General features: G+C 36.0%; 17 protein-coding genes. 7 read left to right on the top strand and 10 right to left on the bottom strand.

The features are described from left to right. Window positions 1-113: 113 nt before the first annotated feature. From LC454_RS13715 to LC454_RS13745, 7 genes are all read left to right on the top strand, one after another. Window positions 114-1,508 carry a hypothetical protein gene (locus LC454_RS13715; RefSeq protein WP_223583060.1) on the top strand — a complete coding sequence of 465 codons (1,395 nt, stop codon included), beginning with the start codon at window positions 114-116 and terminating at the stop codon, window positions 1,506-1,508. Then, window positions 1,456-2,598 (top strand): glycosyltransferase family 2 protein, encoded by a 1,143-nt coding sequence (locus tag LC454_RS13720; protein ID WP_223583061.1) that lies wholly within the window; start codon window positions 1,456-1,458, stop codon window positions 2,596-2,598. The genes LC454_RS13715 and LC454_RS13720 overlap by 53 nt, the downstream gene beginning before the upstream one ends. A 373-nt stretch (window positions 2,599-2,971) precedes the next feature. Continuing rightward, window positions 2,972-3,898: a hypothetical protein gene (locus tag LC454_RS13725; protein WP_223583062.1), complete on the top strand. Its 927-nt coding sequence runs from the start codon at window positions 2,972-2,974 to the stop codon at window positions 3,896-3,898. Beyond that, a complete protein-coding gene (locus LC454_RS13730; protein ID WP_223583063.1) occupies window positions 3,891-5,522 on the top strand; it encodes an NAD(P)/FAD-dependent oxidoreductase in 1,632 nt (543 codons plus the stop codon). The genes LC454_RS13725 and LC454_RS13730 overlap by 8 nt, the downstream gene beginning before the upstream one ends. A 292-nt stretch (window positions 5,523-5,814) precedes the next feature. Further along, a complete protein-coding gene (locus tag LC454_RS13735; protein ID WP_223583064.1) occupies window positions 5,815-7,530 on the top strand; it encodes a hypothetical protein in 1,716 nt (571 codons plus the stop codon). A gap of 279 nt (window positions 7,531-7,809) precedes the next feature. Then, window positions 7,810-8,037: a hypothetical protein gene (locus LC454_RS13740; RefSeq protein ID WP_223583065.1), complete on the top strand. Its 228-nt coding sequence runs from the start codon at window positions 7,810-7,812 to the stop codon at window positions 8,035-8,037. A gap of 25 nt (window positions 8,038-8,062) precedes the next feature. Beyond that, a protein-coding gene (locus LC454_RS13745; RefSeq protein WP_223583066.1) for an IS3 family transposase occupies window positions 8,063-9,240 on the top strand; the annotation gives its coding sequence in 2 pieces (ribosomal slippage) (window positions 8,063-8,333 and window positions 8,333-9,240; 1,179 coding nt in all). A gap of 133 nt (window positions 9,241-9,373) precedes the next feature. On the opposite strand, the gene LC454_RS13750 is transcribed toward LC454_RS13745, so the two are convergent. The 10 genes from LC454_RS13750 to LC454_RS13795 form a co-directional block, all read right to left on the bottom strand. Then, on the bottom strand, window positions 9,374-9,784 hold the full coding sequence (locus LC454_RS13750; protein WP_223583067.1) for a hypothetical protein: 411 nt from the start codon (window positions 9,782-9,784) through the stop codon (window positions 9,374-9,376). 134 nt (window positions 9,785-9,918) lie between these two features. Then, the gene (locus LC454_RS13755) at window positions 9,919-10,788 is read right to left on the bottom strand and encodes a lysophospholipid acyltransferase family protein (protein WP_223583068.1); all 870 of its coding nucleotides are present in this window, start codon (window positions 10,786-10,788) and stop codon (window positions 9,919-9,921) included. Between the two features lie 9 nt (window positions 10,789-10,797). Next, on the bottom strand, window positions 10,798-11,718 hold the full coding sequence (locus LC454_RS13760; protein ID WP_223583069.1) for a DUF6268 family outer membrane beta-barrel protein: 921 nt from the start codon (window positions 11,716-11,718) through the stop codon (window positions 10,798-10,800). A 245-nt stretch (window positions 11,719-11,963) separates the two neighbouring features. After that, on the bottom strand, window positions 11,964-12,584 hold the full coding sequence (locus LC454_RS13765; RefSeq protein ID WP_223583070.1) for a porin family protein: 621 nt from the start codon (window positions 12,582-12,584) through the stop codon (window positions 11,964-11,966). Window positions 12,585-12,724: 140 nt separating this feature from the next. After that, on the bottom strand, window positions 12,725-13,480 hold the full coding sequence (locus LC454_RS13770; protein WP_223583071.1) for a LytR/AlgR family response regulator transcription factor: 756 nt from the start codon (window positions 13,478-13,480) through the stop codon (window positions 12,725-12,727). Continuing rightward, window positions 13,477-14,484, bottom strand: coding sequence for a sensor histidine kinase (locus LC454_RS13775; RefSeq protein ID WP_223583072.1), 1,008 nt, complete (start codon window positions 14,482-14,484; stop codon window positions 13,477-13,479). Before LC454_RS13775 ends, LC454_RS13770 begins: the two co-directional genes overlap by 4 nt. Before the next feature lie 304 nt (window positions 14,485-14,788). Further along, complete coding sequence (locus LC454_RS13780) at window positions 14,789-15,178, bottom strand: RidA family protein (RefSeq protein WP_223583073.1); 390 nt, start codon at window positions 15,176-15,178, stop codon at window positions 14,789-14,791. A gap of 90 nt (window positions 15,179-15,268) precedes the next feature. After that, window positions 15,269-15,838: a Crp/Fnr family transcriptional regulator gene (locus tag LC454_RS13785; RefSeq protein WP_223583074.1), complete on the bottom strand. Its 570-nt coding sequence runs from the start codon at window positions 15,836-15,838 to the stop codon at window positions 15,269-15,271. A gap of 99 nt (window positions 15,839-15,937) precedes the next feature. Further along, a complete protein-coding gene (locus tag LC454_RS13790) occupies window positions 15,938-16,213 on the bottom strand; it encodes a hypothetical protein (RefSeq protein ID WP_223583075.1) in 276 nt (91 codons plus the stop codon). Then, window positions 16,191-16,580, bottom strand: a complete 390-nt coding sequence (locus LC454_RS13795) for a winged helix-turn-helix transcriptional regulator (RefSeq protein WP_223583076.1) — start codon at window positions 16,578-16,580, stop codon at window positions 16,191-16,193. Before LC454_RS13795 ends, LC454_RS13790 begins: the two co-directional genes overlap by 23 nt. Window positions 16,581-16,625: the final 45 nt, after the last annotated feature.

Raw genomic sequence — 16,625 nt, forward strand, 5'->3', positions numbered from 1 at the left:
ACATTAATTATTGTTCCGATAATATTAGTATTGAAATTTGATAGATATTATCAGGTTTCATGGACTTTAATGGTGCCTTTCCTCGTATACATTTATCATAAATACAGCTCAAAATGGATAAAAAACCTCAAAATAGATTAACAAAACTTCTTTTCATTTTTTTAGGAGCAGTAGTTTTAATGTGGCTGGCAATATACAATGGGTATCCATTGGTATTTAATCACGATTCTGGCGTCTACCTAGAGAACGCGTTTGACGTCTATGTATCACCTGATCGACCGGTCATGTATAGTCTCTTTATAAAGTTAGTATCAAGGGGATATAGTTTTTGGTTGATTCCAATTGCACAAGCACTACTGCTTTCTTGTGTTTTGTCTTTATTCTTTGAAGGAAGAACAAAGAGTAGCGCGTTTATATTTTCGATTAGCTTTTTATCTCTTTTTATGGGGCTTTCTTTTGAAGTCAGTTGGTTGATGCCAGATGTATTTGCGGGCGTTTTATTATGTTGCTTGATTTTATTGTTATTTTTTAAATTAAGGTGGTATCATAAGCTGTTTTTATATCCAATGGTTATTTTTTGTACAACAGTACATAATTCCAACTCCTACATTGCCATTGGAACCCTTTTTCTTTCTGCATTATTTCTGATTCCTATCTATTTAAAAAACCGATCAACTTCATATATCTCTTTATGGAAAAGAATGGTGGGGATTTTAGCAACTGTAATTTTTGCGATTTTTCTGAATGCGGGGATTCATAAGTCTCTAGGAGGCAATTTCGAGTCATCAAGGGGAGGGAGTGTTTTTCTTTTTAGCAATCTGATTGAGATGGGAATCGTTGATGAATTTCTTGATCAACGCTGTACGGACCATAAATACAGTCTCTGTGTTTATAAGGATTCCCTTCCGAATAATTTTCTATGGGATGGGAATTCACCGATTAATAAAACGGACGGGTGGAAACATCCTGAGGAATATCAGCTCATTATTAAAGATATATTGTTGACTCCAGAATATACCTTAAAGGTTGGCTATCAGTCAGTGATCTATACGCTTAAGCAGCTAATTAATTTTGATGTTGTGGATATTGCAGGAGTCGGAGAAAGGGTGAAAAAGGCTGTATTTATGCATATACCACGAGAGCATTATCCTTTAATGACAAGTAGGGAAGCACAACATCGCCTAGATATTTCATGGCTCAATTATTTTAATATTTTCTTTTTTTTTGCAGCTGTACTATTCAATATTTCCATTCTGAGTTCTAAAGCTGTCTCGCAGCAGATTAAAATGATCACTGTCTTTATTTTTTTGAGTTTGATAGTGAATGCTTCTATCTGCAGTGTATTTTCAGGTGTACATCCAAGATATCAGGGAAGAATAGCCTGGTTAATCATTTTACCTTTCTTTCTAATTTTTCAAAACCAAATTCAAACGATCTTAACCAAATTTTGCCATTATGGAATTAACAATTTTAATGCCCTCATTAAACGAGGAAAGAACAATTTTTAAGTGTATTGATAAAGCTCTCAGCGCTATAAAACGATTGAATATTGAGGCTGAGGTCCTGGTTGCAGACAACGGATCCACTGATCGAACGATCGAGATTGTATCCTCCTATGAGGCGAATGTGAGGTTAATTTCTGTCAATAAGTTAGGGTATGGCAATGCATTGATTGAAGGTATAGAGCAGGCTAAGGGAAGATTTATCATTATGGCTGACTCTGATGATAGTTACAATTTTTTGGAAATCGACGGTTTTTACGAAAAGTTAAAAGAAGGATATGACATGGTAATTGGTAATCGGTTCCGAGGAGGAATTGAGGAAAATGCTATGCCTTTTTTACATCGGTACCTAGGAAATCCAGTACTGTCTTTTTTAGGACGATTGTTTTACCGAATCAAGATAAAAGATTTCCATTGCGGATTTCGAGGATTTAAACGCGATGAGGTGATGAATTTGAAGTTATGTTGTGGCGGGATGGATTTTGCTTCCGAAATGATTGTAAAATCGAGTCTGCATAACCTTTCGCTTACAGAAATTCCTATTAGGTTATATAAAGATGGTAGAGATCGGAAGCCACATTTGAATACATGGCGAGACGGTTGGAGACATCTTAAGTTTCTTTTATTATTTTCTCCAAAGTGGGTGTTTTTGTACCCAGGAATTTTGCTAAGCACATTTGGTCTGACACTATTTGCGATATTATTAAATACTGATATTCAAATTGCCAATATAAATTTGAGTATCCACACAATGATTTACTCTTCGAGTTTATTGATCATTGGGATACAATTATTTTCATTCTATATTTTCTCAAAACAGTTAAGGGATAGTGTATTACTCAGTAAGTCCCCCGTCATGCAGAGATCCAAATTAACGATTGAAATAGGATTAGTGACAGGAGGAGTGACTGTTATTGCAGGTTTGATTCTATTCTTTTTGAGCATTTTCTATTGGGCCGATAAGAGTTTTGGAAATCTCGATCCGTTCAAAATGATGAAGCTTGTGATGCCTTCGATTACTTTACTTATTGTAGGTGTTATTGTCTTGTTCAATAGCTTCTTTCTAAATCTGGTTTCATTAATCACTAAAAGGTAATATGTTAAATTCCAGAAAAGTCTTTCTCTTTACACTGTTGTTTTTTTTAACGATATTCTGTATATATTATCTGTTGTATCGCCTTGGTGTGATTGCTGTATTACCTGATAATTACAATTTACTTCGAAATGATGCTGATTGGTATTATAAAATCACAGAAATCGGCTATCATTACCAGCCAGAAACAATTGGCAACACCGCTTTTTTTCCATTTTTTCCATTTTTTTGGAAATTTACTGGACTATCCCCCCTGGCGATTTCAGTCGTAAATCTTTTGCTTTTTTGTGCTGCACTCTCACTGCTACATATAGTATATAAATTTAGTTTATTTAACCTATTGTTTATTTGCACTATACCATCATTTATCTTTTTTATGGTTCCCTATTCAGAAGCGTTATTCTTTTTATTTGGGAGCATTTACATTTACGGACTTTGCCGTGGATCTGTATTAAATCAGGGAATAGGGTTGCTAGGAAGCGGTTTGACAAGATCGGTGGTTACAATATTTATACCTGCGATCTTTATTGTTGAAACATGCATGTTTTTCTTTTATACTGAAAGGAAATGGATTGATTTAAAAGATAGCCTCAAAAGATTTTTTTTTCAGTGTTCAATATGCTTAACAAGTATCGGTATTGTTGCTGTCTATCAATATACTGCAATAGGGAAATGGTTTTATTTTATCGAAATACAGCAATATTGGGGGCGTCACTTTCAGTTGCCAAGCCTTCCTTTTACTACCTTTTCTCCCAAATCCGCTATGGGTATGGATACCATCGGCCTGAGCTTGGGCTTAATTGCTGCTGCACTATTTATTTTGCTTCTTTATAAGCTTAGGAACGAAGCTAGAAAAATGTTGGATAAAAATTACGACCGGGCACTTATTTTCTCATTATGTTACTTCACATTTATTTCCATATTAGATGTCTTTTTTACGGATGACTATCAGGGGCACACCAAAATCTGGTCTATTAATAGACATTTGCTTTGTACGCCCTACTTCTTTGTGATTCTTTTTGAACTTCGAAGTTCTCGTTGGTCTGGGACTATTGGCCGCAGATTTTATATGGTTGGAATAACAATCATTTTGCTGAGCACTTTGTTTTTGACCCAGGTTTCTGCCTATCCCATTCAGCTGATTTACTATGTCTTTTTTTCTGTATATCTCTTAAGGTATATTATAATTCAAGACCCTGTGGATCGTGTAGAACGTATTGTACATGTGTTGTTCATAAGCGTCAACATTATGTTTTATCTGATTTACATGCAGAATTATCTTCAGAATGGCTGGATTGGCTAATTATTCATTTGATTTAGAAACTACTAATTATATAATCAATTTAAAATTTATGGAGTCACCACAAAAACGGGCGCTAATAATTGGCGCTGGCCCAGCGGGGTTAACGGCGGGATATGAACTGCAGGCAAGAACTGATATCGAACCAATTATTTTTGAAATGGATGATTGTTTTGGAGGAATCTCCCGGACTATAAATTACAAGGGAAATAGGATGGATTTGGGGGGACATCGCTTTTTTTCAAAATCAGACCGGGTAATGGAGTGGTGGGGCAATATTATGCCATTGGGTAAATTGGAAGAAGGCAAAATTATAGAACCCCAAGTAAATGATCAGCGCACAGCGCAAGGGCAAACAGATGATGAAGCTATGTTAGTGCGAAATAGATCCTCTAGGATTTTATATTTGGGACGTTTATTTGATTATCCCATTCGCATATCTTTATTGACAATAAAGTACCTCGGCCTTATCCGGTTTTTTAGAATCTCAGGATCCTATTTATGGGTGCGTATGTTTCCTATTAAAGAAGAACGAAATCTTGAGCAATTTTTTATTAACAGGTTTGGGAAGTATTTATATCTTATCTTTTTTAAAGACTATACCGAGAAGGTATGGGGAGTTCCCTGTTCTGACATTAAAGCAGAGTGGGGAGCACAGCGGATCAAAGGTCTATCTTTTAAGGAAGCTATTTCTCATGCGATCAAAAGTAAAATGAAAAAACAAACTGATATTGCACAGAAGGAAGTGGAGACCAGCCTTATCGACCGTTTTCTTTATCCTAAATATGGACCTGGGCAGTTATGGGATAGCGTAGCGACCAGATTTCAGTCTTCTGGGGGGCAGATCATAAAGAATTCGGAGGTAATAGGAATAGATTGGAGCGATAAAGAGTCTGTATCAGTCACTGTGAAAAACCACTTAACAGGAGATATAAATGAATATCAAGGAAATGTATTGATTTCTAGTATGCCTTTAAAAGAATTAATTGCGAGAATGAAGAATGAGGTGCCTTTGGAGGTAAAAAAAGTTGCGGAGGGGTTAGTGTATAGAGATTTTATTACCGTAGGGCTATTATTAAAAGATATAAAAATAAAGGATAAAGGAGAGTTTAAGGATGGTGGAAATCTCCCTCCAGACAATTGGATATATATTCAGGAAAAGGGAGTTGCATTAGGCCGTTTGCAAATATTTAATAATTGGAGCCCCTATCTTGTCGCAAATCAGGAACATGTATGGGTGGGTCTAGAGTATTTTTGTAATGAAGATGATTCATTGTGGGGCATGTCTAATACAGATTTTATCGAATTTGCTATTGCGGAGTTGGTTTCTTTAGGTATGATCATGAAAGAATATGTACTTGATAGTACAATAGTGAGAGTTCCGAAAGCATATCCTGCTTATTTCGGGACGTATGAGCATATAGATATTCTAAAGAATTATTTAAATTCAATGGAGAATATTCATCCAATTGGCAGAAATGGAATGCATAAGTACAATAATCAAGATCACTCTATGCTCACGGCGATGACAACCGTTGATAACATCATCAGCGGTGAAGGAACAAAAACTGATGTATGGAGTGTTAACACAGAACAGAAATACCACGAGAAAAGAAATGAAAATTAGGGCCCTAAATTCCAATCAACTTTTTTGTTTGATATCGCTACTAGTTATAATATTATCAATTGTCTTTATCGAATACCATCGAATATCAGTTGAGGAGGAAGGAGTTTACTACCAGAATGGGACAACAAATTACCCTATAAATCCATATTATAAAAGAGGGGAGGAACGCTCAGGGGTTTATTTGTATCGGATAAAAACAAATTCATCCTTTCTGTTTTCTGGTATTTTGCAAATAGTACCGGATGATCGTCTATTGGAAATTCGCATAAACGACCATATAATACCCCTGACAATGTTTAGTAAGGAAGAGCTAAGTGATATTAGGCGAGGGGTATATATAAATGTTTTGCCGTATTTTAATTCGGGTATCAATCAAATAGAACTTAAAGTCGAAAACTATCAAGGCGCATTTGGCGGAAAGGTTATTGATAAGACAAATTATGCTAAATATATCTTTCTGCTCGTGGTGATATTAAGCGGCTTGTTTTTTCTAAAAAATACGGATAAAGCAAAAAAAGCATTCTATAAGTTTAGAAAAAGAGAAGGAATTCTTTTTGCTCGAACAGCCGTCTCGATTATTGGTGTGGCACTTTTATTAGTAATAATCGGACGATTTTGGAGCTTTTCTTGGATAAAGTGGAGTATAGGTGTTTGTGTGATCCTATCTGTTCTTTTTTTTACCTGTAAGAGTGTATATCAAAAGTTTTTATTTAAATCATCCATTTTTATATTTATTGGCAGTATATGTCTTTTTATCGTTGGTGCTATTGTAATTCCATTTGAAAAATACAGCTATGATGTTCATGGGCATGTAGAATATGTAGGCTATATCTTACAATATATGGAGATACCTGTTGGATCAAGTGGCTGGATGTTTTACCATCCGTCACTTTATTATTTGGTTTCAGCATGCTTTTTATGGATTTCTAATTTTTCGGAAGTAACCTCTGATGAAGCTGTGAAGCTATTACAATTATTGAGCGTATCTTTATTTATAGTATATTCCTACTTTTCCATTGCTTCGATAGATAAATTCTTTAGAATTATTATTTCGAAAGATATTCTTGTCAAGCCCATAGTGGTTAACACCTATTATTTGGCTTTTTTACTTTTTCTCTTTTGGCCTTCTAATATGATGGTGGCTACTCGTATCGGCAATGATATTATGTTTGATCTTCTATTCTCAATAGGATTTTATTTCACGTTGTGTTGGTATGACAGCAAAAAGTTGAATGATCTATTTTATGCTACTTTTTTTGCCGCGTTCTGTGTTTGGGCCAAGAGCAACGGATATATATTATTTGCTTTGCAGTCAATACTTTTGTTCGTGATGGTATTAATAGAGGTTCATGAGCGAAAGATTAAAAAGACCACTTTAACAGCGATTTTTATGCTATTTATTGTTGGGTTATTGTCGGTTTATTTATCTTTTGGTGCAAAAATAAGAAATAGCCTAGTCGGAAGTCAAAAGAGTATGATTGTTGAAAATGCTACTAGTTTGAACCCATCTCTGCTAGTCGACGCACATTTTTCAAATTTTATGCCATTCAATCCTGTACCCTTTATTGAAATACCTTTCACAGATTCTATGGACGACAGCAAAGGCCGCCAGTCATTTTGGTATTATTTGATGAAAACAAGTTTATTTGGAGAGTTTCATTTTGATGGGATGAAATTAACTTTTATTGCCCAATCTCTCAGTTTGTTATTTCTTTTGCTTGTGTTGTCATTCTTTTATGGTATAATTCGTTATTGTCGTGTTTCGGCGATATTGCCTTTTATTTTGAGTATAGGTTTGCTCACTATTGCAATGATAGCATTTCGAGTGTGTTATCCTTATTCTTGTTCTAATGATTTTAGATATATATATCCCGCTATTCTCCCTTTTGTACTCATATCATCCTTGAGTCTAATGCGATTTAAGGATAATAAGCTAATTCATTTTATATTTTTGTCGTTTGTAGCATTAAGCGTCCTGTTTCAGATTTCACTTGTGTTTTTGGATTAGCTTTTCATTAATCATAAAAATTTTATTTTATCAAGCAGGGCTGCCATATGGGTGGCTCTGATAAATAGATTTTAGTTGATCACTTTTGGCACAAGCCCCAAGCAGCCGCTCACTTTTCTTCGCTTATGATCATGGATTTTTGTAATCGGTTCATCCGTTAAGGTAATAAAAAAATCATACTTTTCGGTATCTCCGACATACCGCTAACATACCCCTTGTTTTCCTCAAAGAGCTGCGATTACAGCCATACTTTTGCTATACACATAAAAACAAAAGAATATGGCAAATCAATTTTTAATTAAGGAAACGGCGGATGCGATGCGCAATTTATCCACAATTGAAATCGCAGGATTGCAAGGAACTAATGCAACTTACCTAGGTGTAGAACTATTAGGCTATTATGAAAAAGGCGACACTCCAGCACCCATTAGATACTATTTAAGTAACACAGCAGAAGGTGATGACGGAGGTAGTGAAGTTGCTACATTTGAGTGGACATTAAGTTAAGAGAATTTAATAACTTAACAGACTTATGTCAAGAGAAAGAAAAGTTTATACCAAAGAGTTCAAACTGATGAGTGTTGAACTGAGCAACACACGTGGTGACCTTAGTGCGCTGGCTAGGGAATTGGATATTAGCCCGGCATTGTTGTATAGGTGGCGAAAGGAACATTCTGTAAAACAAGGGAGTAGTTTCCCCGGTAATGGAAAAGTTATCCTGAGTGAAGGCGAACAGGAGTTAGCACGATTAAGAAAAGAACTTCGGGATACACAGATAGAACGGGATATATTAAAGAAGGCTGTAAGCATCTTCTCCAAGAGCGACCCCAAATATTCAGGTTCATAAGGGACAATAGTGAAATATTTACAGTCGAAAAGATGTGTCAGGTGTTCAAGGTGAGCAGAGCCGGCTATTACAACTTTTTAAAGGGCATCCCTTCAAAGAGAAGTGTTGAAAACCAAAAGCTTGCTATGGAAATCCAGGATGCATTTGTAAATAGTAAGAAAACTTACGGCAGTCCACGTATTACCCGGGAACTGCACAAAAAGAATATTAAAGTATCCAGAGTGAGGGTAGCCAAACTGATGAGAAAGGTAGGCTTAAGAAGTATTGTTAAGAAAAAGTTTAAGGTGACCACAGATTCTACCCACAAGTTTTCGGTACCGGATAATATATTGGACCGTGATTTTAAACCGGGAATACTTGGTGTAGTATGGGCATCAGACATCACCTACATCAAAACGCAGCAGGGATGGCTGTATCTGACAACATTAATCGATCTGGGAGATCGAAAAGTAATCGGCTGGGCTTTAAGTGAGACTATGAATGCGGTAGATACGGTGATTTCTGCTTTTAAAATGGCACAAAAAGCAAGGCCAATCACCCGGAAACTAATCTTCCATTCTGACCGAGGAGTACAGTATGCCTGTCATGAGCTCAGCTCTATACTGGAAAAAAATCCACTCATCATAAGAAGTATGAGTAGAAAGGGGAATTGCTGGGATAATACTGTGGCCGAAAGTTTTTTCAAGACACTTAAGGCGGAATGTGTATATCAGCATAAATTCGCTCACAGAGAGCAAGCTGCGCTTATTGTCTTTGAATATATTGAGACATGGTACAACCGAAAAAGACAACATTCTGCCTTAGGATACTTATCACCAGAGGAGTTTGCTAGAAAAATAAATAAACAAAATATTGCAGCTTAACTAAGTGTCCATTTTATTGTTGCAATTCCACCATGTTAAAATAAGGGCTATATCGTTGTAAGTTATATCTGACTGCATGGGACTTATTTTGAAAATAGTTTTCAGTGTAACAACAAATTTTGCTATATGATTTTCAGCGATATCTGACAAATAGTTTTAAGCCTTCACACCATAGAAAAAAGCGTGTCAGCTCATGTTGGCTTAATTCTTTAAAATGAAATATTTTATGCGGAAAGGGAACCGCATTGCAGTAAACTCCGTTTATTAAAAAAAACAGTACAAACTTATTATTTAGGATATTATTTTCTTGAGTGCATTCAGCCAGCACATTTTTTACATCGTTAAAAAAAGATTTCATCAGATCATTGCTACAATTCAAAAAGACTATACATTCACATTGATTTATAATATCCTGATATTCTCTGGTTTTATCCAAACAGGTACGGACATATATTTCGTTACCATTATTCCATAAAAACTCCGCAATGTTGTCGATTAATGCCTGTTGTTGTTGCCTTTTATCTTTGATCAATAAATATTTCATCTTCAATACTCTTTTTTATTAAATACATTGCATGTTAAATCAATCCTCAAAAACTACTTTGATAAAAATGATTCCGCTTATTATTAAGCATATAATTACCAATATTATGATAGCGAGTATGTAGGACAGTATAGTCATTTCTTCCAGCGCTTATGCGTCCATAACCAACCATAGGGCTCTTCATTAATATTTTCCGTTAAGAGGTCAATGTACTTTTGTGTTATTTCTCCGTCCTTTGTGAGTTCTGCGTTGGAGCATATCGGAAGGCAGGCAATTTTGTAACTTCCTTTTGATAATTGTGTAATATGTAGGTAGATCACTGCTGTGCGTGCCTTACGTGCTAATTTTTCCATACCAGAAAAAAAATAAGTTTGCTGGTTCAAAAAGTGAAACTTATATCTTTCGTCTTCTGTTCGCGGACTTTGGTCCGCCAGAAAAAGATAGACGGCAGGGGCTAAGGTATCAGACAGCACATGGCGCACAGCCCGGCCTTCAGCAAGCAACGTCATACCAAAACGCGACCTTATTTTAATCATTAGCTTGTCCATGATTACCGATCGAAGGGGTCTGTAAATGGCATATAGTTCGTGATGTATTTTATAAGGCATGAAATTTAACATTTCCCAATTGCCACAATGTCCTAAACAGGCAATGACATTCCTTTCCGAATTGATGTACTTATCCATCAGCTCCAGATTCTCAAATATTATTTTTTTTTCAAGCACTTCCGGCGGGGCTGAGACACTTTTTATCATTTCAGCAAAATAGGCGACAAAGCAAACATAAAATTTTTTTACAATAGCATGCACTTCGCCATATCGCTTGTTAGAAAACGAACGGGCAACGTTTTGAATGACTACACGCTTCCTATATCCGATCAAGTGATATGCAATAAAAAAGGTGAAAGAAGCCATCGCATATAGCCATCGCATCGGCAACAAACTTGTGGCATAGATAAAAGCATAAATAAATTGGAATATAACAGTCTGAAAAGCTTGCTTCATTTTCATGGATTAAAATTTCATTTTTACACCAACAGATCCATAAGGAGAGACCGAAAAGTGATAGTCATTATCACTTGAAAATACACCCTTTAATGTTCTGTCACTATAGGATGCAGGACGGTATAGGTTCAGTCCCGCCATGGCCGTCATCGATAATCCTTTTTTGCCAAGCTTTAATTCAGGACGGAATCCAGTAACAATATACTGGTGGGAAAATATCACATCTTTGCCGTCTTTTTTCATTAGAGCAGCTTGTCCGTTCATCTCAAGCGCATATGCCAATTTGATTTTATCATTGATCTGATATCCTGCCGACAATTCAAGTCCTTCGATCACTTCCACATTTATATCATATTTTCCCTGGAGCTTCCATTTGAGGTAAACAGCGGGAAACAACATTGGATAACCCAACGTACTATTGATTGCGGCCCCCCCGCCGATATCCAGATTGGGGTTCAGATGACGGATAAAAACAAGTCCACCACTTGCGAGTACGTTTTTAAAAGTAATCTTCGAAAAATCAGTAGTAGGAGCAAATATGCCTACACCTGCACTTGCCCGGATAGACCAGTTGTCATTCAAGGGGCGTAAATGGTAAACACCTAGTTGCAAGTTCATAATTTCGGATACCATTTGCTGCGCAAAATTCCGGTTTTTTAAAGAAACATAAGCCCCTCCAAAACCGATTCCCCAGGCTGTCGGGCGATTTTTCTCATTTAATTTCATAGATAGAGGCATACTGAATGAGCCTTGATAAACCATAGCCGACCCTTTGGCATTACCAATTTTTTCCCTTGGTTTTTCACCCGGAGGCAAATAATAGTAGCCCGAATTGCCGATATATTCTGCCCTAAAAGACAGCTGCTGTGCTTTTGATTTTAGCGAAAACAACATAATGAATGTTGCTAGAAATAATAATATTGACTTCATGATTTTAAAATTGTATGTAAATGTGTTTGTTCTATTTTTGAACAAAAGAATAATGCAAGCGGTAAAACAGAAAACTGTTAATTATGGATTTCAGAATCGACAGGATGAGATCAAGAATAGGAAGAACGAAATAAATTCTAAAGTGCCCTGACGATACGTGAATCGATTAGGTACCGGAAGCCGGTCATCTTATGACAAATGCCCGGATCCCGGTACTAATCTGTCTGTTTTAGTTCCGTGATTTGTTAAAACTTATAGGCTAATCCGATCGAAGCCGTTTGATTTTTCATCGCGCCGCCTTTGGCTTTGTGAAGATCTGCAAGGCCAAATTGATAAGTTGCATTTACCTGCCAATTGCTACCCAAATCATAGCCGATGATACCACCTACACCGTAATCAAAGCGGTTCATTACGTGGCTGCCAGCGATGTCATTATTTTTGAATAAGCTGACACCATTAGCCTTCGTAATGATACCATAACCGACATATGGGCCAGCCCCTATGAATGCTTTTCCGCTGCCCACTGTTTCCTGCACAACTCCGTATAATGGTATCTCAACACCTAAAGATTTAATTTTGTTGGATGTGTTGTCGGCTATGGTCTCCAGTTTAGAAGTCCGGTAATAAATATCGAGACCAGATTGAAGAGCGAAGTTTTGGTTTATATCGTATTTAATAAAACCGCCAACCGAACCGCCTACAGCCATTTTGCTTTTGAGTCCTTCCAGATTACCGCTTAGCCGATAATTGGAAACGCTTGTTCCAGCCTTGAAACCAATTGAAATAGGATTGTCCTGTGCCGATAATTGCGCAGAGAAAAGCAAAGTGGCCGCAGCGAGAAAAAATGTACATACGTTCTTTTTCATTGTTCTAAAATTTTAATGTTATTTTTTAATTCCGAACAAAATAACAACGAACGGTGCGGTTAGCCAATCTGCAAACGATGGGGTTTAGAATATAATAAATGAAATGCAATATACTAGGGACGGATTTTTTCTGGGTGCAGTTATTGCATGATACCATCCATCCACTTTAGGAAGTCCGGGACACGTACCCGGCTTACCAAAACCTCATTTGGGCATGCAGGTGAAAACGAAAGTTTCAGACGGCTATTAAAGTGTTTTGCTACATTTTCAATAGATTTTACATTCCCGATACAATTTCGTGATACGCGAAAAAATAAACGGCTATCAAGCTGTTGTTCCAGTTGATCCAGCGTATAATTTATAATATATCGTCTATCGTTAAAAGTATGGAGGAAAACAACACCGTCTTCACTGTAAAAATGCGCGATATCGGTAGTTTCTATATAATGATAGTTTTCCCCTTTGGAGATCAGAAAACGATTTTTGGTCTTAAATGATAACAGCTGCTCAAAATTCTTTGCGTTATTTAGCAAAGGACGTCTATGGTAAATGTGCTCAAATTTGGTCAACGCTAACTCTAATTCGTTTTCGTCAAAAGGTTTTAACAAGTAGTCGATACTGTTCACTTTAAATGCCCTGATGGCATGTTCGTCATAAGCTGTTGTAAATATAACAGGAATATTTACCTCAACATGATTAAATATTTCGAAGCAGTTGCCATCTGCGAGACGGATATCCATGAGAATCAGATCAACATCAGCTTTTCTGAGAAATTCGATGGTTTCCACAACCGTTTTCGTCTGTTTTTCTAACCGGTAATCTGGACGTAATTTCATCATCATACGTCTCAGTTCTTCGTAAGCAAAGCGTTCATCTTCTACGATCAGGTAATTCATGACTGTATATATGGGATTTTTACAATAAACATTTGTTTGGTTTGTTCCACCTTCACTTCTTTGTTATGGATCTTATATTGCTCGGTGATGTAGCGCAATCCGATTCCCCCTCGGTCGGCACTGCCTGATGGCTGGATATTGTTTTCGACTGTTATATAATCGTTGTCAATATTAATTATAATATTCAACGACGATTCTTCCGTTGCGCTATTGTGTTTAAAAGCATTCTCTATGAGGAGCTGAAGCGTAAGGGGGATAATCTTATATTGTTCGCTGAATGCTATTTTATTCACTGTAAAAGTAAAAGCATTCTCGAATCTCATCCGCATGAGGAATATATAGGAATCCAGGGCAAGCAATTCTTCTGTCACAGTTACCAGAGGTTGATGGGTGAGGGACAGTACATACCGATAGGTCTTTGAAAGGGCCTTTGTAAACTTGTTGGCACTTTCCTGATTGATATATATTAAAGATGACAATACATTTAGCGAATTAAAAAGAAAGTGGGGATTTAGCTGCGATCTCAGTGTTTCATGTTGATATAATAGAACTTTCCGTTTGGCTTTTTCGGAGTCGGCTATCGCTTTTTGTTCGGACTGAAAATAATGTATCAATTCAAAGACCAGTAGAATAGGAATATTCGTTGACATTGCAAATGCAAACTTGACAAGAAACGGAGGTAAGCCATCCTCGGGAATGAGAAATACATCATATATCAAAAAATTAAATAGCGATAACAATCCCAGGCATATCAAGGTGATACCGACAGTATCAGCTACAATTCGGAAAAATATATTTTTAGAATAAGGTAAATATTTATTTAAAAATAGTAATAAGTTATAATCAGCTATACACATCGCAAAGATTACGACATAATGAGCCGATAACTGGATATGAAAATTGCTCCATAAGTCTTCTTTCATCAAAATAATGCTGAAAAGCATTTGGCATAAAGCATATATCAATGTGGAGAAGAAAAATATGACCAGTCTTTTTGCATTCATTTTACCTATTCTAACCATTTTTCAAAGGTAGAGTTTCTAAGTAAGTTTGATTAAAAAACCTATCGTCTTTCTGATGAACTTCATTATTTGATGGATGAATTGAATATTTAATTGGCTGATACTTTTGATATTCTCTTCTAAATAATAGTATATACCTAGACTATATTGTTGTCTTACGATAAAAAGTATAGATATTACAAGCGCGTATTCTTGTTGAATATGGATATTCTTTTAGGCACGGAGCTCTTAATTAAAAATGTAAATCCATTTGTAATAACAAATAGATTTACCATAAAAAAGATACCTACCTGACAACTGTTGCTTCCAATTCCACTTTCAAGGTTTCGAATAGGCTAACAACTTCAAGTAAAGTCAATGCTTGTTTAGTTCCGTGTTTGGCAATCCAATCTTGAAATATTGAAAAATGAGGCCATAATTCTTCGGTTGATGTTGTATAAATATTTAATCTAACAATATTACTACAGGAGTATCCAGCTTCAGTAATTACGCGTTCAAGGTTAACTAAACTTTTAATAAGCTGAGTTTTCATATCTTCGTTACTACTTATTCCATCATCATTGATGGCTGTCTGTCCTGAAACATATAAGGTGCCTTCTACATTTTTAACTTCAATTGCCTGTGCATAACTTCTGGCGTCTTGCCATTTCCATGGGTTTATTGCATTAATTTCCATACCTATTAATATTATAAATGAACAATACAAATATGAAAAGAGCGGAAATAAATAACGTTGATATTAGGCACATTTTTGATGTGACAAAAATCACAGGCTTCTACTTAATGATTCTCGTGAGACACCTAGATAGGCTGCTAATTGACTTTTTGGCAATCTATTTTTTAGCTTGGGATATTGTTTTAAAAAATGTTCGTAACGTTGTACTGTATTTAATGTTAACCATGAAAGTATCCGCCGTTGTAATCCTAAAAAACCATGATTAGCCTTTTCTAAGAAAAATCTAAGCATTTTAGGATGCTCATTGCATAATTTAATATAGTCATCATATTTTAATGCTAGCACAGTTGTATCTTCCAAACAAATTAATGATAGGGTAGCTGCTGTTCCGGTGTAAAATGCATAGAAGTCACTTTCCCACCAATCCTCCATGGCAAAGGATACAATATGCTCCTTACCGGATTGGTCTAAATAAACCAACTTGGTAAGTCCGGAAATAATAAAATAATGATATTTAGCATGATCACCTTCATTTATTATGTATTGGTGTTTTTTATATCTTTTTAGCTGGAAATGACTGACTATAATTTCTTTATCTTCTGAAGTTAAAGAAATTACAGTCTCAATATGTTTAAGTAATATTTCAAAATTTGTATCCAATGTTATACGTCTAAAAATTATTTAAATAAACAATAATACAAAGAAATGTCGAATTGTTAGAACCAGGAATAGAGATATGACGGTCTCTTTTCCGGTAATTTATAAGAAGGCACAGCTGAGCGCATCGGCAATAGCTGCTTTTGATATTCGTTCCAAAATGATAGGATCAACTTTTGGACTGTATTGTTGCTCTACCATAAAAGTAAAGATATTATGGTTAAGCCAAGGTGGTAGGAATGGAAGCTCCTCTTTTGAAATGGGGGGCATGACTTTCCAATTGAGTATAATGTAGAAAATGGCAGAGATAAAAAAGAATAGGCCAAAGAACTCATGCACGACTTGCGTGCAGCCGTCAAATGGTAATTGCCTTGTCATCGACAATAGGATCCGCGTGCATATTTTCTTGGCTTTTGTAAAAATCATCCATAAAATCACTTCCCCAGTTTTCCATCATAGCTACAAGTGGTAAAAGAGATTCACCTACTTCAGTTAAAAAATACTCAACTTTAGGAGGGAGTACCGGATAAATAATTTTTCTTACAACACCATAAGCCTCCAGCTCCTTCAATTGTAGATTTAATACTCTTTTACTTGCCAATGGATGTTTCTTGGCTAGCTCACTCGGCCTTCGGACTCCCCGGTTGATCGAATCAATTAGGCAGGGTTTCCATTTGCCTCCTATAATCTCAAATGTTATGCTCATGCCACAGCTAAAATCTTTCGGTATTTTTTTCTCGTACATGGATGTTTTATTTACGAGACAAATTTACAACATATTTCGTTTTCA

It is taken from the genome of Sphingobacterium sp. GVS05A (genome assembly GCF_019969845.1).
In the GTDB taxonomy this organism is placed as follows: Bacteria; Bacteroidota; Bacteroidia; order Sphingobacteriales; family Sphingobacteriaceae; genus Sphingobacterium.

Coding starts and splice junctions, on each gene's coding strand:
- LC454_RS13715 (WP_223583060.1), top strand. CDS start 114: ATGGATAAAAAACCTCAAAATAGATTAACAAAACTTCTTTTCATTTTT.
- LC454_RS13720 (WP_223583061.1), top strand. CDS start 1,456: ATGGAATTAACAATTTTAATGCCCTCATTAAACGAGGAAAGAACAATT.
- LC454_RS13725 (WP_223583062.1), top strand. CDS start 2,972: ATGGTTCCCTATTCAGAAGCGTTATTCTTTTTATTTGGGAGCATTTAC.
- LC454_RS13735 (WP_223583064.1), top strand. CDS start 5,815: ATGTTTAGTAAGGAAGAGCTAAGTGATATTAGGCGAGGGGTATATATA.
- LC454_RS13740 (WP_223583065.1), top strand. CDS start 7,810: ATGGCAAATCAATTTTTAATTAAGGAAACGGCGGATGCGATGCGCAAT.
- LC454_RS13750 (WP_223583067.1), bottom strand. CDS start 9,784: ATGAAATATTTATTGATCAAAGATAAAAGGCAACAACAACAGGCATTA.
- LC454_RS13755 (WP_223583068.1), bottom strand. CDS start 10,788: ATGAAGCAAGCTTTTCAGACTGTTATATTCCAATTTATTTATGCTTTT.
- LC454_RS13760 (WP_223583069.1), bottom strand. CDS start 11,718: ATGAAGTCAATATTATTATTTCTAGCAACATTCATTATGTTGTTTTCG.
- LC454_RS13765 (WP_223583070.1), bottom strand. CDS start 12,584: ATGAAAAAGAACGTATGTACATTTTTTCTCGCTGCGGCCACTTTGCTT.
- LC454_RS13770 (WP_223583071.1), bottom strand. CDS start 13,480: ATGAATTACCTGATCGTAGAAGATGAACGCTTTGCTTACGAAGAACTG.
- LC454_RS13775 (WP_223583072.1), bottom strand. CDS start 14,484: ATGAATGCAAAAAGACTGGTCATATTTTTCTTCTCCACATTGATATAT.
- LC454_RS13780 (WP_223583073.1), bottom strand. CDS start 15,178: ATGGAAATTAATGCAATAAACCCATGGAAATGGCAAGACGCCAGAAGT.
- LC454_RS13790 (WP_223583075.1), bottom strand. CDS start 16,213: ATGACAAGGCAATTACCATTTGACGGCTGCACGCAAGTCGTGCATGAG.
- LC454_RS13795 (WP_223583076.1), bottom strand. CDS start 16,580: ATGTACGAGAAAAAAATACCGAAAGATTTTAGCTGTGGCATGAGCATA.